This is a genomic window from Rhodococcus mengyinensis (assembly GCF_048381435.1).
GTDB classification, from domain to species: Bacteria; Actinomycetota; Actinomycetes; order Mycobacteriales; family Mycobacteriaceae; genus Rhodococcus_F; species Rhodococcus_F opacus_D.
In genome coordinates, this window is sequence record NZ_JBLWIT010000161.1 from 186784 (window position 1) to 210863 (window position 24080).

Sequence of the window (24080 nt, forward strand, 5' to 3'; positions counted from 1 at the left end):
TGTGACTGACGTCACAGACGAGAGGTGGGCGCATGTCGGACGCCGACAACGAGATCATCTTCGACCGCCTCGCGCACTGGGCGCAGGTCCGACCGGACGACGTCGCCGTGCAGTTCCAGGGCACCGAATACACGTGGTCCGGTTGGCACGACCGGATCCTGCACATCGCGGGAGCCTTGGCGGAGGGCGGAATCCGGGCCGGTGACACGGTCGCGTTCGTCGACAAGAACCATCTGTCCTGCCTCGAGGTCACCTACGCCGCGTCGCTCCTCGGCGCGGCCGCCGCGGTTCCCAACTGGCGGCTGGCCGGCGAGGAACTCGACTACGTGATCAACGATTCCGGGGCGCGGATCCTGTTCGTGGGCAACGAGTTCCTCCAACAGGTCATGGCACTGCGCGACCGGTTGACCGGCATCGAGCAGATCATCACCGTCGGCGGGGAGCACGACGAGTTCGAGCCGTGGCTGGCCGAGGCGTCGGTGCTGTCGTCGAGGCCGGAGGTGGGAGCGGATGCCACCGCGCTGATCCTGTACAGCTCGGGAACCACCGGCAGGCCGAAGGGCGTTCAGCTGACCCACCGCAATCTGATCGCCCACAGCGCCGCGGTGCTCGAGATCCTGCCCGCGCGGCACGACGACTGCCTGCTCGTCGCCATGCCGCTGTTCCACGTCGGCGGAAGTTGTTACGCGATCATGGGCGTGCACGCCGGCGCCCGGTGCCACTTCACCCGGGAGGCCGACGCCCCGTCCCTGTTCGGCGCGCTCGCTGCGGGTGCAAACATCGCGTTCCTGGTGCCGCCCGTGATCGCCGGAGTGCTCGCCGCAGGCGAGCAGGCCGTGGCCGCGTTCGGTGCGCTGCATCGCATCACGTACGGCGCGGCGCCGATGCCGCTGCCGTTGCTGCGCAGCGCGCTCGCCGCCTGGCCGGAGGCGGAGTTCGTCCAGGTCTACGGAATGACCGAGTGCGCGGGTGTCGTCACCGCTCTGCTGCCCGAGGTGCATCGCGATGCGGCACAGGAGGCGAGGATGGCGTCGGCAGGACAGCCCATTCCCGGTGTGGAGATGCGCATCGTGGACCCGGCCACCGCCGAGGACGTCGCCTCCGGCGAGACCGGGGAACTGTGGTGGCGTTCGGAACAACGCACGCCGGGCTATCTCGGCAAGCCCGAGGCGACCGCGGAGGCGATCACCGCCGACGGGTGGTTGCGCAGCGGCGACATGGGGCGGGCGGACGCCGACGGCTTCGTGTTCATCGAGGACCGGCTGAAGGACATGATCATCACCGGTGGTGAGAACGTGTACTCCCCCGAGATCGAACGGGTGCTCGTCGAACACCCGGCGGTGGCGGAGGTGGCGGTGATCGGCGTGCCCGACGACCACTGGGGTGAGACGGTCAAGGCCGTCGTCGTGCCGGTGACCGGAACCAGTATCGAACCGGACGAGCTGATCCATTACACCCGCCAGCGTCTGGCGAAGTTCAAGTGCCCGACGACGGTCGACGTCGTCGACCTGCTGCCCCGCAACCCCACCGGCAAGATCCTCAAGCGGGAACTGCGCGCGCCGTACTGGAAGGACCGCACCCACAAGCTCGTGTGACCGCCGTCCATACTGGGACGGTGACCGTTCGATGCCCCTGCCTGCTCGGTGAACCGTACGACGAGTGCTGCGGGAGGTATCACCGCGGCGAGGCGACGGCGCCCACGGCCGAGCGCCTCATGCGATCACGGTTCAGCGCGTTCGCCGTCCTGGATGTCGACTACCTCCTCGCGACGTGGCATCCGAGCACGCGGCCCGGGACCCTGGACCTCGATCCGGAGCAGCGCTGGACCCGCCTCGACATCCTGGGCACGAGCGGCGGCGGACTGCTCGACACCACCGGCACCGTAGAGTTCCGCGCGCACTACGTGCTGGACGGCCGCCGCGAATCGCTGCACGAGAACAGCCGATTCGTCCGTGAGAACGGCAATTGGCTGTATCTGGACGCGATCGCGACGCCACGCCAGGGGCTTCCCCTTCTCTGATCGGCCCCGGCTTACGATCGGATCATGATCAACCACCGGATCGGTCCCTTCGCCGCGTTCGCCGCCTGCGCCCTGGCCCTGACGCTCACCGGATGCTCGGAGTCGAACTCCCCCAGCAGTGTGGCGGCGACGTCACCGGCCGCGGCCGCCACCACCAGCAGCGCCCTCGAATCCGAGTCGGCGCCGATCCCGACCGATGCGTCGCCGAAATCGTCCGCGGCGTCCGGGTCAGCGAAGCTCACGGTCACCGACGTCCGCGTCGGCGAGCACGAGGGATTCGACCGTGTGGTGTACGAACTCGGCGGCAAGGGCACACCGGGCTGGCGGGTCGCGTATGTGGACGAGGCGGTGCAGGACGGAAGCGGCAAGACGATTCCGGTGTCGGGCAACGGCATCCTGCAGGTGCAGATCGACGGCTCGGCGTACCCGTTCGACAGTGATGTGGAGGGATACTCGGGCCCCAACCCGGTGCCCGGTGTTCCCGGCGGCACGGTGACGGAGGTCAACGGTGCGCTCGTGTTCGAAGGCGTCACGCAGTCGTTCATCGGCGTGACGCAACCGGGCCGGCCCTTCACGGTGTCGACTCTGTCCGACCCGACGCGGGTGGTCGTGGACGTCGCGAAGTAGCGCTTCCGCGCTCGCCGCTTGACCTCGAGTAACGTTGAGGTTCTACCGTCGTGTCATACCCCGGCTCTACCGTGGGGGGATAGCGACAGGAGGCCGCTGGCATGAGCATGGAAGTCACGGCGTGGAACGCGATGTACAACGCGATGCACGCCCAAGAGGATCGTCGACCCTTCTCCCGCACGACGCTGCGGCGGATAGCCCGGTTCGCTCTGCCCCACCGTCGCAGCCTCGGGTGGTATCTACTGCTCAGCGTCGTCACGGCCGCGCTGGCGGTGGCCACCCCGGTGCTGGCGGGCCGGGTCGTCAACGCCATTGTCGGCGGCGACGCGGTGTCCGTGATCGTGCGCCTCGCGGCGCTCATCGCGGTCATCGCCGTACTCGAATCCGCTCTCGCCCTGTGGACGCGGTGGCTGTCCGCGAGCATCGGCGAGAACCTGATCCTCGACCTGCGGACCGCCGTGTTCGACCACGTGCAGCGGATGCCGATCGCCTTCTTCACCCGCACTCGCACCGGCGCGCTGGTCAGCCGCCTCAACAACGACGTGATCGGTGCGCAGCGCGCGTTCAGCGACACGCTGTCGGGCGTGGTGTCCAACCTCGTCACGCTCGGCATCACGCTCATCGTGATGATCGGGATCTCCTGGCAGATCACGCTGTGCGCACTGCTGCTGTTGCCGATCTTCGTCCTGCCCGCCCGCAGGATGGGCGCGCGGCTGGCTCAACTCAATCGTGAGGCAGCCAACCACAATTCGGTGATGAGCACTCAGATGACGGAGCGGTTCTCGGCGCCGGGTGCCACCCTCGTGAAGCTGTTCGGCCGTCCGTCGGAGGAGTCCGCCGAGTTCGCGGTCCGTGCCCGGCGGGTACGGAACATCGGTGTCCGCACGGCGATGCTGCAGTCGGTGTTCGTCACCGCGCTCACGCTCGTGTCCGCTCTCGCGCTGGCGCTCGTCTACGGACTGGGCGGGTTCTACGCGCTGCGCGGACAACTCGACGCGGGAGCCGTCGTCGCGATGGCGATGCTGCTGACCCGGTTGTACTCGCCCCTCACCGCACTGGCCAGCGCACGCATGGACGTGATGAGCGCGCTGGTGAGCTTCGAGCGCGTCTTCGAGGTCCTCGACCTGAAGCCGTTGATCGCGGAGAAGCCCGACGCGGTCGCGGTGCCCGACGGCCCGGTGTCGGTGGAGTTCGACTCCGTGGAATTCGCGTATCCCTCGGCCGACAAGGTGTCGCTGGCATCGCTCGAGGAGGTCGCGACCCTCGACACCCGCGGCGGCGTCGAGGTGCTGCACCGGCTGTCGTTCCGCGCCGAACCCGGGCAGATGGTCGCGCTGGTGGGATCGTCCGGAGCCGGCAAGTCCACCATCGCCCAACTGGTTCCCCGGCTCTACGACGCGGACGCGGGCTCGGTGAAACTCGGCGGGGTGGACGTGCGCGACCTGACCGCCGACTCCGTGCGGGCCACCGTCGGCATGGTGACTCAGGACGGGCACCTCTTCCACGACAGCGTGCGGGCCAATCTCCTGCTCGCCCGGCCGGGTGCCACGCCGGCCGAACTCGCGGAGGTGCTCGAACGGGCGCGGCTCACCGACCTCGTCGCGGCCCTGCCCGACGGCCTCGACACGGTGGTCGGCGAACGCGGCTACCGGCTGTCGGGAGGCGAACGCCAGCGGCTGACCATCGCGCGCCTGCTGCTCGCGCATCCGCGGGTGGTCATCCTCGACGAGGCGACGGCGCACCTCGACTCCACGTCCGAGGCCGCCGTCCAGGAGGCGCTGGGCGAGGCCCTCGCCGGACGGACCGCGGTGGTGATCGCGCACCGGCTGTCGACCGTCCGCGCGGCTGATCTGATCCTCGTGGTCGAGGCCGGGCGCATCGTCGAACGCGGCACCCACTCCGAGCTGCTCGCCGCGGGCGGCCGATACGAGGAGCTGTACCGCACTCAGTTCGACCCGGGCACGGTGTCGTCCCCGACGCTCACCGAGGTGCTGAGGTGAGTCTACGAATGGCGGAGAGGGGCAGGCCGATCCAATTGGGACGGTTCCTCGCCTCGTACACGGTCTCGTACACCGCCTTGTCGAGTTCGTAGGCCCGCAGCAACGCCGCCGCCTCACGCGGGTCGGTGCCCGACACAGAGGCATAGCCCTCACAGAAGGCGTCGGCGTTGCGCTGCGCCCACTCCCTCGCGCGGAAGTCCCGCTGCGACGCCGCCCCCATCGCTCCCATCGGCACCGAATCTGCCAGCAGGTGGTGAGCGGCGTAGTCGAACGACCGCAGCATTCCCGCGACATCCCGCAACGGGCTGTCCCGTTCCCGGCGCTCGTCGAGCGTCTTGGCGGGCTCCCCCTCGAAGTCGATGAGCAGCCAGCGCTCCGGTGTCCGCAGCACCTGACCGAGGTGGAGGTCGCCGTGGATCCGCTGGACGGTGGTAGCGCCCAGAGCTTCCGCCTCGGCGAACTTGCCCCGCACCGCCGCCGCCACCTCCCCCAGTTCGGGAACGATCGAGGTGGCGGCGTCCAGCCTGCGCGTCATCGCCTCCACGGTCGTCGACGCCACCTGTCGTTCCTCCGCACCGAGCGCACGCGCCAGGGTGGCGTGCACCTCGGCGACGGCGGCGCCCATCCGGTAGGACTCACCGGCGAAGTCCGTCCCCAACTCCGCGGCGTGGAGATCCGCTTCGATCAGGAGGTCGCGGACGCTGCCGAGCGCCATGCTCCACCCGTCCGCCGAGTTGGCCTCGAAATCCTGGACCATCGCGAGGGTCGTCAGAATCCCGGCCACGTCCGTCTCCATCCACGCTCGCAGCGTCGCCACGTATTCGCTGCCCGCTTCGGCGAGCGCGAGGTGGAGTTCGACGTCCGGGTTCACGCCCGGCGTGACCAGACGGAAGATCTTCATCAGGAGCTTCTCCCCCAGCACCACCGACGTGTTCGACTGCTCCGCGCCGAGTGTCCGCCCACGGAGCCCCGGTTCGATCACCGTGCCCGGCACCGTTTTCAACTGCACCGGCCCGGATCCCTCCGCTTCCGACAGCAGGTCGGCGTACAGGGTGATGATCTCGGCATCGTGCAGGCCGTCGTACGCGATCATGACGTTCCCGTCGCCGTCCGGCAGCGCCCACGGCTCGAGGTCCTCGGGCAGATGACTGCGGAACCCCAGCGGTATCTGGTACACCTGCGGCGGCCCCGCCTCGAACTCCACCGACACCAGGAGATGCTCGGCGGAGAACCCGAACGCCGATGTCAGTTCGTGCCGCAGCAGGATCCGCACCGCCGCGATGGTGGTGCCCTTGGCGGCGAACCACCGCCGGTCCGGCAACCACCGCACGAGTTGCCGCTCGAGGGTCTCGTCGGGAATGCGTTCACTGGTGGGTTCGTTCACTGCTGCACCGCCTGTTCCGCTTCGCTGCTGACCGGGTGTCCGCTCACCGCGCCGCCGGACTTCGGATCCGGTTGCAGCGCAAACCAGAAGAATCCGTGACCGGGAAGGGTGATCATGTATCCGTCGTCCCCGATCGCGGGGAAGGGAACGGAACCGGTGAGCTCCACGGGGATTCGGCCGGCGAACTGGGTGAGGTCCAGGATCACTGCCTGCGGGAACCTGGACAGGTTGTTGACGCACAGAATGACGTCGCTGTACGGGCGGTCCCGACTCGGCGGCGTCTCCCGCACATACGACAGGACGGCCGGGTTCGCGCTGCCGAGTTCGGTGAACGACGCCGTTCCGAACGCCGGATGCTGTTTGCGAACCTGGATCAGGCGGCGGGTCCAGTGCAGCAACGAGTTGGTCGAGTTCATCTGCGCCTCGACGTTCACCGACTGGTAGCCGTACGTGGGATCCATGATGACCGGCAAATACATTCGAGCCGGGTCGGCACGGGAGAATCCGGCGTTGCGGTCGGGCGTCCACTGCATGGGAGTCCGCACCGAGTCCCGATCGCCGAGCCAGATGTTGTCGCCCATGCCGATCTCGTCGCCGTAGTAGAGGACGGGCGAACCCGGCAGGCTCAGCAGCAGCGCGGTGAACAGCTCGAGCTGGTTGCGGTCGTTCTCGAGCAACGGCGCGAGACGTCGCCGGATGCCGATGTTCGCCTTCATCCGCGGATCTTGCGCGTATTCGGAATACATGTAGTCACGCTCCTCGTCCGACACCATTTCGAGGGTCAGCTCGTCGTGGTTCCGGAGAAAGATTCCCCATTGGCACGAACTCGGAATCGGCGGGGTCTGCGCGAGGATCTCGGAGATCGGGAACCGGTTCTGCCGGCGCACGGCCATGAAGATGCGGGGCATCAACGGGAAGTGGAACGCCATGTGGCACTCGTCGCCCACGTCCGGCTCCCCGAAGTACTCCACGACGTCCGACGGCCACTGGTTGGCTTCGGCGAGCAGCGCCCGCCCCGGGTACTCGGCGTCCATGACGGCCCGGCACTTCTTGAGAAACGCATGCGTCTCGGGGAGGTTCTCGCAGTTGGTGCCCTCCCGCTCGAACAGATAGGGCACGGCGTCCAGCCGGAAGCCGTCGATTCCGAGGTCCAGCCAGAATCGCAGCACGTCGATCATCGCGTCCTGGACGTCGGGATTGTCGTAGTTCAGGTCCGGCTGATGGGAGAAGAAGCGATGCCAGTAGTACTGCTTGCGCACCGGATCCCACGTCCAATTGGACGTCTCGGTGTCGACGAAGATGATGCGCGCGTCCGGATACCCTTCGTCACGGTCCGACCACACGTAGAAGTCGCCGTACGGGCCCTCGGGGTCGGTGCGCGACTCCTGGAACCATGCGTGCGTGTCGGACGTGTGGTTCATCACCAGGTCCGTGATGACTCTGATCCCGCGGCGGTGCGCCTGATCGAAGAGCTGGACGAAATCCTCGACCGTCCCGAACTCCGGGAGCACGGCGCGGAAGTCGCGAATGTCGTAACCGCCGTCGCGTAGCGGTGAGTCGTAGAACGGCGGCAGCCACAGGCAGTCGACGCCGAGCCAGGACAGGTAGTCGAGCTTGGACGTCAGCCCCTGGAGATCGCCCGTTCCGTCGCCGGAGGAATCGACGAACGCGCGGACCAGCACCTCGTAGAACACCGCGGTCTTGAACCACTCGTTGTCCACTTGCAGTTCTCTGGCGTGGAAGAAGTCTTCGGACCGGGCCTCGATGATGTGGCCTTCGAGGTCGTGCTCCGGTGAGGCCGCGCCCTCCCGGGACGGGTCGGCGAAGGCCGACGACGAATCTTCCAGGGCCATAAGCACCTCGGTTCGCGACTCGATCACAGGAACAGGGGCGTTCCCCGGACACGTGCCTCGATCGTAGGTCGGTCCTGCCCGAACCGCTGGGGACGCGCGCAGCCTCCCCCGGTTCCGGTGAGCAGGGCCAAGTCATGTCCGTCCGGTCCAAACGCACTCGGGGCGCTGCAGCCTGCGACTATTCTGAATTTCGGCAGGCGCCGTCGGGCGTTCCGATGTGAGACAACGGAATGAGTAGCCATGGTGGATCGAACGGGCGAGCGTCGCGAGGTTCTTCCGATTCCCGATCGGCAGCATCTCGGTCTGACTACCTACGACGCGAAGGATCCGGACACCTCGTTCCCGCCCATCGAGCCGCTGCTGCCACCCGAGGGCGCCCCGAATGTGCTCGTGGTCCTCCTGGACGACGTGGGATTCGGCGCCAGCAGCGCGTTCGGCGGGCCCGCGCAGACACCGACCGCCGAGCGACTGCAGGGCGGGGGGCTCACGTACACCCGGTTCCACACCACCGCCTTGTGCGCACCGACCCGTGCGGCTCTGCTCAGTGGCCGCAATCATCACTCGGTCGGAATGGGCATGATCACCGAGACGGCGACGTCGGCGCCCGGTTCGTCCGGGCTCCGTCCGAACACCAAGGCTGCGTTGCCGATGACATTGAAACTCAACGGCTATTCGACGGCCCAGTTCGGCAAGTGCCACGAGGTGCCACCGTGGCAGACCTCGCCGGTCGGACCGTTCGACGCGTGGCCGTCCGGCGGCGGCGGGTTCGAGTACTTCTACGGGTTCATCGGGGGCGAGAACAACCAGTACTACCCGGCGCTCTACGAGGGCTTCGCCCCAGTCGAGCCCGACAAGACACCCGAGGAGGGCTACCACCTCACCGAGGACCTCGCCGACCACGCCGTCGACTGGGTGCGCACCCAGAAGGCGCTCGCACCGGACAAGCCGTTCTTCGTCTACTTCGCCCCCGGCGCCACTCACGCACCGCACCACGTGCCGCCGGAGTGGGCGGACAAGTACGCCGGCCGGTTCGCAGGCGGCTGGGACGCGCAGCGTGAGTCGATCCTCGAACAGCAGAAGCAGCGCGGGGTGGTGCCCGCCGACGCCGAGCTGACCGCGCGCCCGGATGCGATCCCGGCGTGGGACGAGATGGACGATGCGCTGAAGCCGGTGCTGGAACGTCAGATGGAGGTGTATGCGGGTTTCCTCGAGCACACCGATTTCCACGTCGGCCGCGTGATCGATGCGATCGACGCGATCGACGCTCTCGACAACACGCTCGTCTATTACATCATCGGCGACAACGGTGCCTCCGCCGAAGGAACGCTCAACGGTGCATTCAACGAAATGGCGAACTTCAACGGCCTCGCCGCGATCGAGACGCCGGAGTTCATGGCGGAGGTGAAGGACAAACTCGGGACCACGGACGCCTACAACCACTACTCGGTGGGCTGGGCGTGGGCGATGTGCGCGCCGTTCCAGTGGACCAAGCAGGTTGCCTCGCACTGGGGCGGCACCCGCAACGGCACGATCGTGCACTGGCCCGCCGGCATCAGCAGTAGAGGCGAGACCCGGTCCCAGTTCACCCACGTCATCGACGTCGCGGCGACGGTGCTCGAGGCCGCCGGACTGCCGGAGCCCACGTTCGTGAACGGGGTGCAACAGGCACCGATCGAGGGCACCAGCATGGTGTACAGCTTCGACGAGGCGGACGCCCCGGAACGCCACGACCTGCAGTACTTCGAGATGGCAGGCAACCGCGGCATCTATTTCAAGGGCTGGAGCGCCGTCACCCGGCACAGCACCCCGTGGCTACCGAACGAGGTGCTGCCCGCGCTCGACGACGACGTGTGGGAACTCTACGACGGAACCACCGACTGGACGCAGGCCCACGACCTGGCCGCGGAGATGCCCGAGAAACTCGCGGCGTTGCAGCGCCTGTGGCTGATCGAAGCAGTGAAATACAACGTGCTGCCCATCGACGACCGCCGGTTCGAACGCCTCAACCCGACGATCGCCGGCCGTCCCCAACTGGTGTCCGGCAGCAGGCAGGTGCTGTTTCCCGGGATGAAGCGGCTCAGCGAGCACAGCGTCATCGACATCAAGAACCGGTCGTTCTCGGTGACCGCGGCCGTGGAGACGGCGAAGAACGCCACCACCAACGGTGTCGTCATCGCGCAGGGCGGCCGCTTCGGCGGATGGGCCCTCTACGTCAAGGAGGGGCGGGCCGCGTTCGTCTACAACCTCCTCGGCATGAAGGAGTTCACGACCGAGGCCACCGAAGACCTGCCCGCAGGCGGTCGTCAGATTCGAGCGGAGTTCGCCTACGACGGCGGCGGTCTCGCGAAGGGCGGCGACGTCACCCTCTATTACGACGGCCGCAGCGTCGGCTCCGGGCGCGTCGAACAGACGCAGCCGATGATCTTCTCCGCGGACGAGACGACCGACATCGGCGACGACTACGGGATGCCGGTCAGCGCCCACTACGTGGGAGAAACGAAGTTCAACGGGCGAATCGACGTAGTGCAGATCGACGTCGGCGACGACGACCACTCCCATCTGATCGACCCGGCGGAGGTGGCGAGGGTCGCGACGTCCCGCCAATGAGCTCGAAAGGACGCTGATCGAGGACGATAGGTGTCCGCTATCCGCGCAACACTGAATGCATGACCGAGACACCCAGCACCCAGAATCCCATCTCCGACGAGCGCGGACTCCTTCTCCTCATGCTGGACAACCAGCGCACCGCCTTCCGCAACGCGATGTCCGGGCTGACGGAGGAGCAGGCCCGCAGTGTGCCCAGCGCCAGCGAGATGAGCCTGGCGTCCCTCCTCAAGCACGTGATCGACGGCGAAGAGGCGATGACCTCCCGCATCACCGGGGCTCCGCGCGATGTCGGCGACGACCCGGTGGCAGCGTGGATGGCCGCATGGAACGTCACCGAGGACGAGACCGTCGACGCCCTGCTCGCCCGCTTCGACGACGCCCAGCGCGCTACCGAGGCCGCCGTCGCCGCCGAAACCGATCTGGATCGCGACGTCGACCTGCCCGCCGACGTGGCGCAGTGGATGGCGTCGGGAGTCGTCTTCACGGTCCGGTACATGCTGCTGCACCAGATCGAGGAACTCGCCCGGCACGCCGGTCACGCCGACATCATCCGGCAATCCCTCGACGGCGCGCGCGCCGATACGCTGGCCGGCGGTGGCAGCTGGTCCTGACTGTTTCCGCTCTCTCGGGTAAATTCTCCGCTCGGGCGGCGCTGCAGAGCCGCCCGGACGAGACAACGAGGAGTTCAGGTGGACGGTATGAGCGTGATGCGACGCACGATCGCGGCGGCAACGGTCGGTATCGCGGCGACTTTCGGCCTGTCGGGCACGGCAGCGGCCGAACCGGCCACCCCCGACGTCCCCGGCATCGCCGAACTGCGCACCCAGGCCGACAAGCCCGAGGCGAAGGCCGCGGTCGAGGCGCTGGCCACGTCGACGGTGCTGCATGACGTCGCGGGCGCGTACACCCCGTTCCTCTACACCGCACCGACCGTGGGTTGCGGCACCGTCGCACCGGTCACCCTGACGCTGGCGTCGGGCACCACCGGGCCCACCGCCGAGGTGAAGGCCAACGAGATCAGCTTCCAGGCCCTCTCCGCGTACCCCGGTGTCGTGAAGTCCTCGGGACTCAACGTCGCGTGGATCAACACCAAGACCGGCGCCAGCGGAATCCTGCCCCTCGACGGCGTCACCGAAGGCGGCTACCCGGCGCTGAACAAAGTCGTGGCGACGGGCGCGGGCACCGTCGTGGCATCGATCTTCGGCACCGTCGGCTACACCAACGCGACCTGCTACGTGCTGCCGACCGTCGGTTCGTTCTTCGTTCCAGAGGAGGGCCCGCTGCCCGCCGAGGCGGCACAGCCCGCCCCGGCTCCCGCTCCCCCGGCGTAACCGCCGGGGATCCCCTTCGGGAGGGCCGCGTGAGAACTACTCGCGCGGCCTTTTCCGGCTGTCCCGGTCGCGCTGGAACTTTCCGCCTGCCCGATCGTCGCGGCCACCGCGCGGTCGGCCCGACGGCGGACCCGAATCGGGCTGCAGCTGAATCAGCACTCCGGAGATCCGGGTACGACGCAAAGCCTCGAGGGTCTCGCTGGACAGGTCGGCGGGCAACTCCACCAGGCTGTGGTCCGGGCGGATGCTGATGTGCCCGAAGTCGCTGCGCCGCAGCCCACCCTCGTTCGCGATGGCACCGACGATCGCACCCGGCACCACACGGTGCCGCTTGCCGACCGCGATGCGGTACGTCGCGAGCTCCTGGCCCTCCGGTCCACGCGACCGCGTCGGGGGGCCGTCGTCGAACCGGCGCGCCGGGCGTTCGCGGGGCTCGCGCTCACGGCGGGGCGCGGGCGGCGGTTCGGGCGCCATGAGGAACGCCTCACCGTCGCGCGACTGCACCGCGAGCGCGGCGGCGATGTCGGCGAGCGGCACGTCGTGTTCCTGCTCGTAGTCCTCGATCATCTTGCGGAACAACGCCAGATTGTCGGACGTGAGGCTCTCGGTGATCGAGTCGCCGAACTTGGACACACGTTGCGCGTTGACGTCGTCGACGCTGGGCAGCTGCATCTCGGCCAGCGGCTGACGGGTCGCCTTCTCGATGGCCTTGAGCAGGTGCCGCTCGCGCGGTGCCACGAACAGCAACGCCTCGCCGGCGCGCCCGGCGCGACCGGTACGTCCGATCCGGTGGACGTACGACTCCGTGTCGTGCGGGATGTCGTAGTTGACGACGTGGGAGATGCGGTCCACGTCCAGGCCACGCGCGGCCACATCGGTGGCCACGAGGATGTCGAGGGCGCCGCTCTTGAGCTGGCCGATGGTCCGTTCACGCTGCGCCTGCACGATGTCGCCGTTGATCGCCGACGCGGAGAATCCGCGCGAGCGCAGTCGTTCCGCGAGGTCTTCGGTGGCCTGCTTGGTGCGCACGAAGATGATCATCGCCTCGAAGTCCTCGACCTCGAGGACACGCGTCAGGGCGTCGAGCTTGCGCTGGTGCGCCACCTGGACGTACCGCTGCGAGATGTTGGAGGCCGTCGACGTCTTCGACTTCATCGTGATCTCGACGGGATCGTGCATGTACTGCTTCGAGATCTTGCGGATGGCCCCCGGCATCGTCGCCGAGAACAGCGCCACCTGCTTGTACTCCGGAGTGTCGGCGAGGATGCGCTCGACGTCCTCCTGGAAACCCATCTTCAGCATCTCGTCGGCCTCGTCCAGGACGAGGTAGGAGAGCTTGGACAGGTCGAGCGTGCCCTTCTCCAGGTGGTCGATCACTCGACCGGGCGTGCCCACCACGACGTGTGCGCCGCGCCGCAGCCCCGACAACTGGACGCCGTAACTCTGACCACCGTAGATGGGCAGGACGTGCAGGCCCGGAATATGGGCGGAGTACTTGCCGAACGCCTCCGCGACCTGCAGCGCCAGTTCCCTCGTCGGAGCGAGGACCAACGCCTGCGGCGACTTCTGCGTCAGGTCGATCTTCGAGAGGATCGGTACCGCGAACGCAGCGGTCTTGCCGGTGCCGGTCTGCGCCAGGCCGACGACGTCGTTGCCGGCGAGGAGGGGCGGAATGGTGGCTGCCTGGATCGGCGAGGGCGACTCGTAGCCCACATCGGACAGTGCCTTCAAGACCCGATCATCGATGTCGAGGTCGGCAAAAGTGGGGGGTTCGGGGTCACGCTCGATATCACTCATTGACCAGCAGTTTAGTGCACGAGTCCACAGTGCATCGCCACGCCGCGGAAATACGCGGCGACCGGGACGGGAGACACCTGCCGCACCTCGTCGCCTAGCGTGGACGGCATGGTCGATGTCGCTGTCATTCAGTTCGCTCCCAGTCAGGACAAGCAGGAGAACCTGCGCACCCTCCGCACGCTCGCCGCCGAGGCCGCGGGCCGCGGCGCGAAGGTGGTGGTGGCGCCGGAGTACGCGATGTTCACGGCGCCGAGAACCGACGAGCGGATCGTCGAGTCGGCCGAGGGCCTGGACGGCGAGTTCGTCAGCGGGCTGGCCGCGACCGCGAAGGAACTCGACGTCCACCTGGTGGCGGGGGTCAACGAGCAGTTGCCCGGGGACGATCACATCTCCAACACCCTCGTCGCGCTCGGACCGGGCGGCGACATCGTCGCCACCTACCGCAAACTCCACCTGTACGACGCGTTCGGCTACAAGGAGTCCGACGTCATCCGCGCCGGGGAGATCGGCGCCCCGGAGACGTTCGCCGTCGACGGCCTCACGTTCGGCATGCAGACCTGCTACGACCTCCGGTTCCCCGAGGTCACCCGCCGCATCGTCGACGCGGGAGCCGACGTGCTGCTGCTGCCCGCGCAGTGGGTGCCCGGGCCGTTGAAGGAGGACCACTGGTCCACCCTCGTGCGGGCGCGCGCCATCGAGAACACCGTGTACGTCGCCGCCGCCGACCAGAGCGCGCGCACCGGGGCCGGGAACAGCATGATCGTCGATCCGATGGGCGTGACCCTCGCGTCACTCGGTGAGCGGGTGGGCACCGCGGTCGCGGAGGTCAGCGCGGAGCGGATCACCGAGGTGCGGGAGAAAAACCCCGCCCTCGCGCTGCGCCGATTCACCGTCAGCGAGATCTGAACGGCGGGATCGGGAGTAGCGTCGGAGACGAACAGTTCTCCCCGATCACGGAGCGTTCGATGTTGTACACCAGTCGCGCCGACGCCGGCCGCAGACTGGCCGCCGGACTGGAGCACCTGCGCGGCACCGATCTGGTGGTGCTCGGCCTGCCGCGCGGCGGCGTCCCCGTCGCGTTCGAAATCGCTGCCGCCCTGTCGGCGCCCCTCGACGTGGTCCTCGTCCGCAAACTGGGTGTCCCGTGGCAGCCGGAACTCGCCATGGGTGCCATCGGCGAGGGCGAATCCCGGGTGATCAACGACGACGTCCTCCGCATCGCCCGGATCAGCAAGACCGCACTCGCCATGGTCGAGGCGAAGGAGCGCCGCGAACTCGAACGGCGGGCGCGGGTGCTGCGCGGCGGCAAGCCGCGAGCATCACTGAAGGGCCGCACGGCCGTCCTCGTCGACGACGGCATGGCCACGGGCGCGACCGCGGCGGTGGCCTGCCAATCGGTGAGGAAACTGGGCGCGGCGCGCGTGATCGTCGCGGTTCCGGTGGCGGCGCCCGAGGCCGTCGGACGTCTGCGCGTGACCGCCGACGAGGTGGTCTGCCCGTACGTTCCGGCCGATCTCGGCGGCGTCGGCAACGCGTACGACGATTTCCATCAACTCTCGGACACCGAGGTCACAGACCTGCTGACCCACCACTGACGGTGGTTCTCGAGGAATCTTCAGCGCCAGTGCAACGTTCCCGGAGGCCCTGTCGATACACCGGACAGAGCACAGAACAGACTGCCTTTGGAGGATCTCGTGACCGTCTCTGCCGATACCGTCGAAACCGTCGTCACCGCCTGCCGCGACCGATTGGGCGACCCGTCCGGCTGGGTCACCTCCGATGCCTACCGGCACAGCCTCGCCCTCTGCATCATCGAATCGGTGCAGTCGAGCGCCGGGCACAGCGAGGTCGCCGTCGTCGACCGCTACCTGGCGTACCGGCGGGCGCACCCCGATCAGCCCCTCACCGACGGCGCCCGCGACCTTCTCCGCACGTTCGAGGAGGCGGGCAGCTCGGATCAGTGGGCGGGCAAGGTCGGCTCGTACAAACGGCGGTACTCCGCGACCGGTGTGCCGATCGAGGCGCGTCACATCCAGCTGGCGGCGGAGCGACTACACCAGCTCCGGATCAACAGCATCGACGACCTCCTCGAAGCCGCCCGGGACGAAGCCGCCCTGGAGCAGATCCACGACGCGTGGATCGAGGTGTGCGGGGAGAGCAGCGACGTCACGTGGGCGCACTTCCTGATGCTCGCCGGGATCCCGGGTGTCCGGCCGAATCGGGTGGCGGATGTGTTCATCAGCGGCGCGCTCGGAATTTCGGAAGCCACCGACGACGGCCTGGCCGAGGAGATCCTCGACGCGACGGCGACCGAACTCGGTGTCGATCCGGACCAGTTGAACTATGCGATCCGGCGCTGGCTGTCGGCGAACTCGCGGCGTCTCGAAGAGGCCGCCTGAGTTATCAGTTTACGCCGAGTTACACTTATCTCCGCTGGTCCAGGTAAGAAATACACATAACGGACATCGACCCTGGTGCGAAACTGGGACAAATGTGATCGAATGCACATCCGTCATGTCGTTTCAGTGGAGGGGTCATAGTGCGTGAATTCTCGGTACCGCAGTCGTTCTCAATTCCGGAGGACGCCTCCATGGCGGACACGGTCTTCCGTCATGCCGAGGAAGACCCGAAGTTCGTTCCGTTCAAGCGCCCCGGCAACGGCGGGTGGGTAGACGTCACCGCCGCCGAGTTCGCGGAGCAGGTGTCCGCCGTCGCGAAGGGCCTCATCGCTTCCGGCGTCGAGCTCGGCGACCGCGTCGCGATCCTGTCGGCGACCCGGTACGAGTGGGTCGTCATCGACTACGCGATCTGGACGGCAGGCGGGTGCACCGTCGCCATCTACGAAACGTCCGCACCCGATCAGGCGAAGTGGATCCTCGAAGACTCCGGCACATCGCTGCTGGTCGTCGAGAACGCCAAGCAGGCCGACGCGCTGAAGGTCGTCACCGACGCAGCGCCGGACCTGCGTGAGGTCCTGCAGATCGAGGGCGGCGCGATCGACGAGCTGTCGAAGCGCGGCGAAGTCGTCACCGACGAGCAGCTGCACGAGCGTCGTCACCAGGTGCGCGCGTCCTCCCCCGCGACCCTCATCTACACGTCGGGCACCACGGGCCGCCCCAAGGGCGTGCAGTTGACCCACTCCAACTTCTACGCGGAGTCCGCTGCCGTGAAGCTGGCGCTCAGCGACGCGATGTACGCCGGCAGGCGCACCCTGATGTTCCTGCCCCTCGCGCACGTCTTCGCTCGCGCCATCTCCTTCGGTGCGTTCGACGCCAAGGTCACGGTCGCGCACACCGCCGACCTCACCACGCTGCTCGACCAGTTCGCCGCGTTCAAGCCGCACTTCATCCTGTCGGTGCCGCGCGTGTTCGAGAAGGTCTACAACTCCGCCAAGCAGAAGGCGTACGACGGCGGCAAGGGCAGCATCTTCGAGAAGGCGTCCGCCACCGCCATCGCGTACAGCGAGGCGCAGGACAACGGCGGCGCCGGGCTCGGTCTCAAGCTCAAGCACGCCCTGTTCGACAAGCTCGTCTACTCGAAGCTGCGCACCGCCCTCGGCGGCGAGTGCGACCGCGCCGTCTCCGGTGGCGCCGCGCTCGGTGCACGCCTCGGTCACTTCTTCCGCGGCATCGGCGTCCCCGTATACGAGGGCTACGGCCTCACGGAGACGAGCGCCGCCATCTCCGTGAACACCACCCGCGCGCAGAAGGTCGGCACCGTCGGCAAGCCGATCGACGGTCACGCCGCGAAGATCGGCGAGGACGGCGAACTGCTCCTGAAGGGTCCCGTCGTCTTCGGCGGGTACTGGCACAACGAGCAGGCCACCGCGGATTCGATCCGGGACGGCTGGTTCCACACCGGCGACCTCGGCTCGATCGACGAAGAGGGCTACATCTCGATCACCGGCCGTAAGAAGGAAATCATCGTCACCGCGGGCGGCAAGAACGTCGCGCCCGCGGTCCTCGAGGACGCGCTCCGCGCGCACCCGCTGATCAGCCAGTGCCTCGTCGTCGGCGACGGCAAGCCGTTCATCGGCGCGCTGATCACCCTCGATTCCGAAACCCTCCCGGGCTGGAAGGAACGCCACGGGCTGGCCGCCGACACCCTGGTGTCCGAACTGGTGAAGAACCCCGACCTGGTCGCCGAGATCGACGAGGCCGTGGCCGAGGGCAACAAGAAGGTGTCCAACCCGGAGCGGATCAAGAAGTACCGCATCCTCGAGGTCGACTTCACGCAGGAGACCGGTGAGCTCACGCCCACGCTGAAGCTCAAGCGGAACGTCATCCACAAGGAGCACGGCGCGGCCATCGAGGCCATCTACGCGTAGGCGGCTCCGCCGCCCGTGAGTGCTCGAGGAGTGCAGAGACTCCTCGCGCACTCACGGGTGCGCAGCGCCGAGAATGAAGTCGCGGACCACCGCGGTCACGGATGTGTGGACCTTCTCGTGAAGCAGGTCGTGGCCGGCGTCGTCGAACTCCCGGAATTCGAGGCATGCGATCCCCGCCGCCCAGTCCCGGACGGGGTCGATCGGTGCGATGCGGTCGTCCACGCCGTGCACCGCGAGCAGCGGTATCCCGAGTGACCCGAGCGCGTCCGCCGTCTGCTGCACGGCGGCGGTCTTCGGTGTCCCGCACAGAATCGCGCCCCGGAAACCGGAGTCACCGGACGCGAGAAGTTCCATCGAGACCGCGGCACCGAGCGAATGCCCCATGAGCACGAGCGGAACATCCGGCGCGTGCCTGCCGGCGAGGCCGGTGAGAAGCGCGGCGTCCTCCGCCAGGTCCGCCACCGATCCCGGATGGTCGCCTTCGGACAATCCGTGACCGGCCTGGTCGATTCCCCACACCCCGATTCCGGCAGGCGTCAGTCCGCGCGCGAACCGGTGGTAGTGACCCGTGTGCTGCCCCATGCCGTGGAGAAACACCAACTGGGCGACAGGTCCTCCCACCGCGCTCCAGTGCCGGTAGTGGACTCGTCCGGAGTGGCCGTCGAAGAAGGGCATGGCTGCCATTCTGGGCCTGTCGCACCCCGATGGCACAATCGGCCGGGTGAACTCACCGGCAGAACTGGGGACGTAGCTGTGTTCCTCCTCGACGACACCATCGTCTACAGCGCCAGCGACCTCTCCGCGGCCGCCACCTGCGAGTTCGCGTTGCTGCGCCGGTTGGACGCCACGCTCGGGCTCGCCGGCGCCGGTTCCGCCGCCCCGTCCGTCGACGACGATCCGATGCTGCGACGGACGTCGAGCCTCGGCGATGCGCACGAACATCGCCGGCTCGAGCAGTTCCGCGCCGAGTACGGCGACGGGGTGGTCGCGATGGACCGTCCCGAATACACCGCGCTGGGTCTGTTCGACGCGAACCTGGCCACCGTGGAGGCGATCCGCGGCGGCGCCGATGTCGTGTACCAGGGGACGTTCTTCGACGGCCGCTTCCTGGGTTTCTGCGATTTCCTCGTCCGCGACGGCGACACGTATGCCGTCTACGACACCAAACTGTCACGACACGCGAAAGTGTCGGCCCTGCTGCAGCTCGCCGCGTACGCGGAAGCGCTGGCCGACAACGGGATCCCGACGTCCCCCGACGTCCACCTGCTGCTCGGCGACGACAGCGACTCGGCGCACTCGCTCGGCGACATCGTTCCCGTGTACTCCGCGCGACGGTCCTCGCTCGAACGAATTCTCGACGAGCACCGCGACGAGCAGTCGCTCGCGGAGTGGGGCGACCCCCGGTACACGGCGTGCGGCCGGTGCGACACGTGCACCCCGGAGGTGGAGCAGCACCGCGACCTCCTGCTGGTGGCCGGAATGCGCACGACGCAGCGGAGCCGGCTGATCGCGGCCGGGATCGGCACACTCGACGCCCTCGCCGCGCATGCGGGCAGCGTCGAGGGCCTCCCCGAGCGCACCCTCGAATCGCTGCGCGCGCAGGCGGCCCTGCAGTTGCGGCAGGAGTCCTCGGGCACCCCCGAGTTCCAGGTGTACGCCCCGCAGGCTCTGGGCGGGCTACCCGAACCGGACGACGGCGACATCTTCTTCGACTTCGAGGGAGACCCGCTCTGGGCCGAGAACGGATCCACGGACTGGGGTCTCGAATACCTCTTCGGCGTGGTTGAGGGTCCCGCCGACGCCGCCGTGTTCCGGCCGTTCTGGGCACACGACCGCGCCGAGGAGCGGCAGGCGCTCGTCGACTTCCTCGACTACGTCACCGCGCGCCGTCAGCAGTACCCGAACATGCACATCTACCACTACGCCGCGTACGAGAAGTCGGCGCTGCTGCGGCTGGCGGGACGGCACGGCGTCGGCGAGGAGACCGTCGACACCCTGCTGCGCGACAACGTCCTCGTCGACCTGTATCCGGTGGTGCGCGGGTGCCTGCGCATCGGTGAACGGTCCTACAGCATCAAGAAACTCGAACCGCTGTACATGCCGGAGCAGCCGCGCGACGGCGACGTCACCAATGCCGCCGCGTCGGTGGTCGCGTACGCCGACTACTGCGATCACCGCGACAACGGCCGGGAGGACGAGGCACGCGCGCTGCTGCAGGGCATCGCCGACTACAACGAGTACGACTGCGATTCCACGCTGCGGCTGCGCGACTGGCTGATCGGGCAGGCGGAGACGCACGGCGTGGCTCTCCGGCCGCCCGGCGACGGGCCCACCCCGGTGACCGAGGACTGCACCCCCGCGGAGGCGGCGTTGCGCGAGTTCGCCGGGCACGGACCGAGCGAGCATCGGGGGCACGACCAGCAGGCGGCCGCGCTCATGGCTGCTGCGGTCGGCTACCACCGCCGCGAGCGGAAACCGTTCTGGTGGGCGCACTTCGACCGGCTGGTCGTGCCGCACGACGAACTGTCGGACATCCGGGACGTTCTGGTGGTGTCGTCCGCGGTCGTCGAGGAGAACTGGCACAAGAGCAGTCCGCGGCAGCGCAAGCTGCGCCGGCGCCTGCAGCTCACCGGCCGTTTCGGGACCGGGAGCACGGTGGGGCCCAAGACCACGATGTACGCGCTGTACGACATTCCCGCACCCGAGGCGGTCGCGGGCGACAATCCGCAGCAGCGGGGAACGTGCACGGTCAACGTACTCGACGTCGGGAAGGACGGCAGGCGCCGCGACGTGGTGATCGTCGAGGAACTCCTGAACGGCGAGGAGTACGTGCAACTTCCGACGGCGATCACCCCCGGTCCCCCGATCACGACCGACCGCATCGAATCGTCCATTGCGGTGGCCGCGGACGACATGTGCTCCCCGCTGCCGGAGCTTCCGCTGTGCGCGCCGGTGGACATTCTGCGGCGGTCCGACCCGCGCACCCGGAGCGGGAACCCGCTCCCGCCCGTCGACGGCACGGACTACGCGGGCGCGATCACCGCGGCACTACTCGACCTCGAAGACTCGTACGTCGCGGTGCAGGGGCCTCCCGGCACCGGCAAGACGTACACCGGGGCCCGGGTGATCAAGGCGCTCGTCGAGCAGCACCACTGGCGGATCGGCGTGGTCGCACAGTCGCATTCGGTGATCGAGAACATGCTCGGCGGCGTCGTGAAGGCCGGGCTCCCCGCCGAACTCGTCGCGAAGAAGGACGGGCGGCATCGCGCCGCGACGTGGACCGACATCAGCTCCAACGACTACCCCGGTTTCATCGACCAGGCCGAGGAAACGGGCTGCGTGATCGGCGGGACCGCCTGGGATTTCGCGAACACCGACCGCGTTCCGCCCGGCAGCCTCGATCTGCTGGTCATCGACGAGGCCGGGCAGTTCGCTCTCGCCAACACAATCGCGGTCGGCGGCGCGGCCCGCAACCTCCTGCTTCTCGGCGACCCCCAGCAACTTCCGCAGGTCAGCCAGGGCACCCATCCGGAACCGGTGGACGCGTCGGCCCTGGGGTGGCTCGCCGAGGGGCACGGGGCTCTGCCCGCGAGTCGGGGCTATTTCCTCGAACGCACGTGGCGGATGCACCCGGAACTGTGCGCACCCGTGTCGACGCTGTCCTACGATGGCAAGCTGCGTTCGCAGGAATCGGCCGGTGCCGCACGGCGACTCGACGGCTTGGAGCCGGGTGTGCACACCGTCTTCGTCGACCACCAGGGCAACGCCACCCAATCCCCGGAGGAATCGCGGGAGGTGGTCAACCGGATCACGAAGCTGCTCGGTTCCGGGTGGACCGATCCCAGCGAGTTCGAGGGCACCCGCCCACTCGACGAGTCCGACATCCTGGTGGTGGCGCCGTACAACGCGCAGGTCGGGTTGATCGAACGTGATCTGGCCGCGGTCGGTCTCGACAAGGTCGAGGTGGGCACGGTCGACAAGTTCCAGGGGCGGGAGGCTGCCGTCGCCATCGTGTCGATGACCGCGTCGGCGATCGAGGACGTGCCGCGCGGCATGTCGTTCCTGCTGTCGCGGAACCGGATGAACGTGGCGGTGTCCCGCGGCAAGTGGGCGGCGATCATCATCCGGTCGGAATCGTTGACGCAGTACATGCCGAGCACCCCGGAAGGTCTGACCGAGCTGGGTGCCTTCATGCGGCTCACCGGTCAGCCGAAGCACTGACCTTCGCCGCGGTAGGTGGGCACCACGGTGCGGGAGCCGTCCGACTCGACGAGGTGCACCTCGGTGAACCGCTCGCACAGCTCGCCGGCCTTCGCGTGCCGGAACCACACCCGGTCGCCGATGGCGAGATCCGCTGCCGCCTTTCCGGTCACCGGGGTCTGGACCTCGCCGGCGCCCTCGTTGCGCAGTAGCTTCAGCCGCGGCGGCCACACCGGCGTGGGCACGCGACTGCCCCCGGCGGGACCGGAGGCGATGTAGCCGCCGCCGAACAGCGTCGCGATGCCGGGGGTCGGCCGCCGGACCGCCGACAGGGCGAAGTACAGCGACGGGTGCGGACGGAACGCGCGGTACCTGTCGAAGAGCGTCGGGACGTACAGGCCGGAACCGGCCGTCACCTCCGTCACGACCTGGTCCGCGGAGCTCACCTCGAGCGAGCCGGTGCCCCCGCTGTTGACGATTTCGAGCACCCCGACCTCCGACTGCACGGCGTTCACCACGGCACCGCGCCGGGTCGCGAGTTCGTTCGCGGACGCCCGCTTCATCCAGCCGATCGGTGGACTGGAATCGGGCAGACCCGCGATCTGCGCTTCGTAGAACATGACGCCGACGACGGCGAACCCCCGCCCCGCGGCGCGCTTCGCGAAGGCGGCGACGGCGGACGGTTCGCGGAGCGGGGAACGGCGGACCCCGATGTGGAGGGGGCCGAGCCGCAGCGAGGCGTCCACGTCGATGCACAGCCGGGCCCGGAGGGAGGTGGCGCCGGCCGCGGCGAGAACGAAGTCGAGGTGGTCGTCGCTGTCGACCATCAACGTGATCCGGTTCAGCAGTTCGGGGTCGGCTGCGAGTTCGGCGAGGGCGCCGCGGTCGGCCGTCGGGTAGCCCATGAGGATGTCGTCCGCGCCGCGGCGGGCGAGCCAGATCGCCTCGCGCAGTGAATACGCCATGATCCCGCGGAACCCGCCGGCCCCGGTGAGCTTCTCCCCCAGTGCGACCTGGAGTACCGCGCGGCAGCGAACGGATTTGCTGGCGACGCGGACGGGGGTGCCGCCCGCGCGCAGCACCAGGTCGGCGGCGTTGGCGCGCAGCGTGGTCAGGTCGAGCGCGGCCAGCGGCGGGTCGACCTCGGTGGTCGAGGCGATGAGACGGTCGAGCGTGGGCGTCACAGTTCGTCCAATCTTGTCCATCGGTCTGCGACGCCAGTCAACCACCGAGTTGGACGATTGTCCAGATCGACATCGGACCCGCTCAGGCCCGCTCGACCGCCTTCGACGCGATCACGTGCACCATGTCGTCCAGCGCCGCGATCATCGCCTCGCTGTCGCGGTCCACGAGCCACCGCAGCACGAGCCCGTCCAGGATGGCCAGACCGAACCGCGCGATCGCCTCGACCGGGGTGGCCCAGCCGACTTCGGCGATGCGGGCGCACTCGGCGAGGAACTCGATCGCCTCCTCGTCCATGGTCCGATACTGCTGACCGGCGATGTCGCCGGCACGCTCACTCCCGGACGCGCGGTGCCGCAGGGCCTGCGCGGTGATCTCGTACGTCAGCAATTGACGGTCCGGGGTGGCCTCGATGATCGGCCACATTCCGCTGATCCCGATGTGGAGGAGTTCGCGCAGACCGTCGATCCCGCGCAGGTCCGGCGCGTGCCGCACCTGACCGAACGCCAGTCGCATCGACGCGCTGAGCTGCAGAATCAGGCTCTCACCCATCGCCGCGAGGAGCTCCTCCTTGCTCTCGAAGCAGTAGTGCACCACACCGAGCGAGACGCCCGCCTCCTCCGCCACGGCACGCACCGTGACCGACGCGACGCCGCGCTGCTCCGCGATGGCCAGCGCCGACTCGACGAGTTGGGCACGACGTTCGTCCGCAGGGAGCCTGTTCAGCATCCTCTGATCGTAGAACCTGCGGG

Annotated in this window: 18 protein-coding genes; 12 read left to right on the top strand and 6 right to left on the bottom strand. The window is 68.3% G+C overall.

The window, feature by feature from the left end:
* Nucleotides 1-32: 32 nt before the first annotated feature.
* From ACNJ7E_RS43260 to ACNJ7E_RS43275, 4 genes are all read left to right on the top strand, one after another.
* A complete protein-coding gene (locus ACNJ7E_RS43260; protein ID WP_283332927.1) occupies nucleotides 33-1595 on the top strand; it encodes a long-chain-fatty-acid--CoA ligase in 1563 nt (520 codons plus the stop codon).
* Nucleotides 1592-2020, top strand: a complete 429-nt coding sequence (locus ACNJ7E_RS43265) for a YchJ family protein (protein WP_280783561.1) — start codon at nucleotides 1592-1594, stop codon at nucleotides 2018-2020. The genes ACNJ7E_RS43260 and ACNJ7E_RS43265 overlap by 4 nt, the downstream gene beginning before the upstream one ends.
* A 24-nt stretch (nucleotides 2021-2044) precedes the next feature.
* A complete protein-coding gene (locus ACNJ7E_RS43270; protein ID WP_280783560.1) occupies nucleotides 2045-2647 on the top strand; it encodes an AMIN-like domain-containing (lipo)protein in 603 nt (200 codons plus the stop codon).
* A gap of 101 nt (nucleotides 2648-2748) precedes the next feature.
* Entirely contained in the window at nucleotides 2749-4647 is a 1899-nt protein-coding gene (locus ACNJ7E_RS43275; RefSeq protein WP_283332925.1) for an ABC transporter ATP-binding protein, read from the top strand.
* On the opposite strand, the gene ACNJ7E_RS43280 is transcribed toward ACNJ7E_RS43275, so the two are convergent.
* Nucleotides 4628-6031: a maltokinase N-terminal cap-like domain-containing protein gene (locus tag ACNJ7E_RS43280; RefSeq protein WP_283332924.1), complete on the bottom strand. Its 1404-nt coding sequence runs from the start codon at nucleotides 6029-6031 to the stop codon at nucleotides 4628-4630. The genes ACNJ7E_RS43275 and ACNJ7E_RS43280 overlap by 20 nt on opposite strands.
* Nucleotides 6028-7884, bottom strand: coding sequence for a maltose alpha-D-glucosyltransferase (treS, locus tag ACNJ7E_RS43285; RefSeq protein ID WP_418342662.1), 1857 nt, complete (start codon nucleotides 7882-7884; stop codon nucleotides 6028-6030). Before treS ends, ACNJ7E_RS43280 begins: the two co-directional genes overlap by 4 nt.
* 240 nt (nucleotides 7885-8124) lie before the next feature.
* Between treS and ACNJ7E_RS43290 the strand changes: the two genes are divergently transcribed.
* From ACNJ7E_RS43290 to ACNJ7E_RS43300, 3 genes are all read left to right on the top strand, one after another.
* Nucleotides 8125-10491, top strand: a complete 2367-nt coding sequence (locus ACNJ7E_RS43290; RefSeq protein WP_418342663.1) for an arylsulfatase — start codon at nucleotides 8125-8127, stop codon at nucleotides 10489-10491.
* A gap of 59 nt (nucleotides 10492-10550) precedes the next feature.
* Nucleotides 10551-11102: a mycothiol transferase gene (locus tag ACNJ7E_RS43295; protein WP_280783555.1), complete on the top strand. Its 552-nt coding sequence runs from the start codon at nucleotides 10551-10553 to the stop codon at nucleotides 11100-11102.
* Between the two features lie 87 nt (nucleotides 11103-11189).
* Nucleotides 11190-11822 (top strand): hypothetical protein, encoded by a 633-nt coding sequence (locus ACNJ7E_RS43300; protein ID WP_280783554.1) that lies wholly within the window; start codon nucleotides 11190-11192, stop codon nucleotides 11820-11822.
* 36 nt (nucleotides 11823-11858) lie between these two features.
* On the opposite strand, the gene ACNJ7E_RS43305 is transcribed toward ACNJ7E_RS43300, so the two are convergent.
* Entirely contained in the window at nucleotides 11859-13619 is a 1761-nt protein-coding gene (locus ACNJ7E_RS43305) for a DEAD/DEAH box helicase (protein ID WP_025432210.1), read from the bottom strand.
* A gap of 108 nt (nucleotides 13620-13727) precedes the next feature.
* Here ACNJ7E_RS43305 and ACNJ7E_RS43310 point away from each other — a divergent pair, with 108 nt between their 5' ends.
* From ACNJ7E_RS43310 to ACNJ7E_RS43325, 4 genes are all read left to right on the top strand, one after another.
* Nucleotides 13728-14525, top strand: a complete 798-nt coding sequence (locus tag ACNJ7E_RS43310; protein WP_418342664.1) for a carbon-nitrogen hydrolase family protein — start codon at nucleotides 13728-13730, stop codon at nucleotides 14523-14525.
* Nucleotides 14526-14584: 59 nt separating this feature from the next.
* A complete protein-coding gene (locus ACNJ7E_RS43315) occupies nucleotides 14585-15214 on the top strand; it encodes a phosphoribosyltransferase (protein WP_418342665.1) in 630 nt (209 codons plus the stop codon).
* Between the two features lie 99 nt (nucleotides 15215-15313).
* Entirely contained in the window at nucleotides 15314-16018 is a 705-nt protein-coding gene (locus ACNJ7E_RS43320; RefSeq protein ID WP_280783550.1) for a DUF8548 family protein, read from the top strand.
* Nucleotides 16019-16158: 140 nt separating this feature from the next.
* Nucleotides 16159-17946, top strand: a complete 1788-nt coding sequence (locus ACNJ7E_RS43325; RefSeq protein WP_280783549.1) for an AMP-dependent synthetase/ligase — start codon at nucleotides 16159-16161, stop codon at nucleotides 17944-17946.
* 51 nt (nucleotides 17947-17997) lie between these two features.
* Here the strand turns inward: ACNJ7E_RS43325 and ACNJ7E_RS43330 are convergent, their stop codons facing one another.
* On the bottom strand, nucleotides 17998-18621 hold the full coding sequence (locus ACNJ7E_RS43330) for an alpha/beta hydrolase (protein WP_280783548.1): 624 nt from the start codon (nucleotides 18619-18621) through the stop codon (nucleotides 17998-18000).
* 78 nt (nucleotides 18622-18699) lie between these two features.
* Between ACNJ7E_RS43330 and ACNJ7E_RS43335 the strand changes: the two genes are divergently transcribed.
* Complete coding sequence (locus ACNJ7E_RS43335) at nucleotides 18700-22167, top strand: TM0106 family RecB-like putative nuclease (RefSeq protein WP_418342666.1); 3468 nt, start codon at nucleotides 18700-18702, stop codon at nucleotides 22165-22167.
* On the opposite strand, the gene ACNJ7E_RS43340 is transcribed toward ACNJ7E_RS43335, so the two are convergent.
* Nucleotides 22152-23351 carry an amino acid deaminase/aldolase gene (locus ACNJ7E_RS43340; RefSeq protein ID WP_418342667.1) on the bottom strand — a complete coding sequence of 400 codons (1200 nt, stop codon included), beginning with the start codon at nucleotides 23349-23351 and terminating at the stop codon, nucleotides 22152-22154. The two genes, ACNJ7E_RS43335 and ACNJ7E_RS43340, sit on opposite strands and share 16 nt — an antisense overlap.
* A 61-nt stretch (nucleotides 23352-23412) precedes the next feature.
* Complete coding sequence (locus ACNJ7E_RS43345) at nucleotides 23413-24057, bottom strand: TetR/AcrR family transcriptional regulator (RefSeq protein ID WP_105412733.1); 645 nt, start codon at nucleotides 24055-24057, stop codon at nucleotides 23413-23415.
* Between the last annotated feature and the right edge of the window lie 23 nt (nucleotides 24058-24080).